Origin of the sequence: Sphaerospermopsis aphanizomenoides BCCUSP55 (assembly GCF_001586785.1) — a bacterium.
In the GTDB taxonomy this organism is placed as follows: domain Bacteria; phylum Cyanobacteriota; class Cyanobacteriia; order Cyanobacteriales; family Nostocaceae; genus Sphaerospermopsis_A; species Sphaerospermopsis_A aphanizomenoides_A.
This window is the reverse complement of record NZ_LUFH02000226.1, coordinates 1-1125: the sequence shown is the minus strand read 5'-3', so window position 1 is coordinate 1125 and position 1125 is coordinate 1. Positions and strand designations below refer to the sequence as shown.

Here is a 1125-nt window from a genome sequence, read left to right as displayed (position 1 = left end):
GTGATGGCGGCAACCGCCCTGCGGGCGGTGGTCGGCAGCAATGCCGGCGCGCTTCTGGCCAATTCCCGGCTGCTGCAGAGCCTGGCCGACCAGGGTGACATTTCCGCGTGGTTCGGCCGCCGATCCGCCCGCTTCGGCACGCCGGTGGTCGCGATCGCGCTCAGTTCGATCCTGGTGCTGGCCTTGGCCCTGACCGGAACGTTCCAGAGCCTGGTGGTCCTCGCAGTCGGAACGCGCGTGCTGGTCTATATGGGCGTCGCACTGGCTGCGATCCGGCTGCGGCGCGCAGACCGGAAAGGGACCGCGCCGCCGGCAGGCTACCGCATGCCGGCTGCGCCCCTGGTCCTGGCCATCGTCATGCTGGGATGCGGGATCATCCTGCTCCAGATGACGACGCCACAGGCGGTCGCCATCGCCCTCGGCCTGACCGCCGGCCTGCTGCTGTTCTTTGTCCGCAGGGCGGCGTCCGGCCGCACTCCATAACCTTTCGGCATGAGCGTCCGCGCGGCGCGCCAAGTACCTCTCTCGTCGACCGATGTTCGGTCCCGTCGCAGCGGCGACGGCGCAGGGAGGACGCCCATTGCCAAGACCAAGACGAAACCTGTCGGCGCTCGCCGTTGCGACGCTCCTCGCCATCGGCGGCGTCTCGGCGACACCGGCGCTGGCTGTCGCCGCGCCGGAGGTCTACTTGCCGCCGTTCAGCAAGGTCGCCCTGTCGGGCTATGACCCCGTCAGCTACTTCGCGGCCGGCGGCCCCGCCAAGGGCGACGCCCGCTACGCCACCACGCTGAAGGGCGTGGAGTACCGCTTCGCCAGCGCCGAGAACCTGTCCCGCTTCCGCGCCAACCCCAACGCCTACCTGCCGCAGTACGGCGGCTACTGCGCCTGGGCCGTGGCCGGCGGGTACAGGGCCAAGGGCGAGCCGCTGGGCGGGAAGAGCGGCGGCGGCAAGCGCTACCGGAACTGCGACCAGAACGTGCAGCAGCGCTGGGCCAAGGACATCCCCGGCAACATCGCCAAGGGCGATCGCAACTGGCCGCAGGTGCTGAAATGAGCGCCCGCGACCGCATCATCGGCCTGATCCCCCACGGGCTGGCCCTCTTCATGTCGGCTGTCTTCCTGGAC

2 protein-coding genes are annotated in these 1125 nt (G+C 70.2%); both read left to right on the top strand.

Going from position 1 to position 1125, the window contains the following annotated elements:
- Positions 1 to 483, top strand: a 483-nt coding sequence (locus tag A0J48_RS26430) for an APC family permease (protein WP_200327543.1), incomplete at its 5' end; no start/stop codon positions are given.
- A gap of 97 nt (positions 484 to 580) precedes the next feature.
- A complete protein-coding gene (locus A0J48_RS26425; protein WP_200327542.1) occupies positions 581 to 1054 on the top strand; it encodes a YHS domain-containing (seleno)protein in 474 nt (157 codons plus the stop codon).
- Positions 1055 to 1125 lie beyond the last annotated feature (71 nt).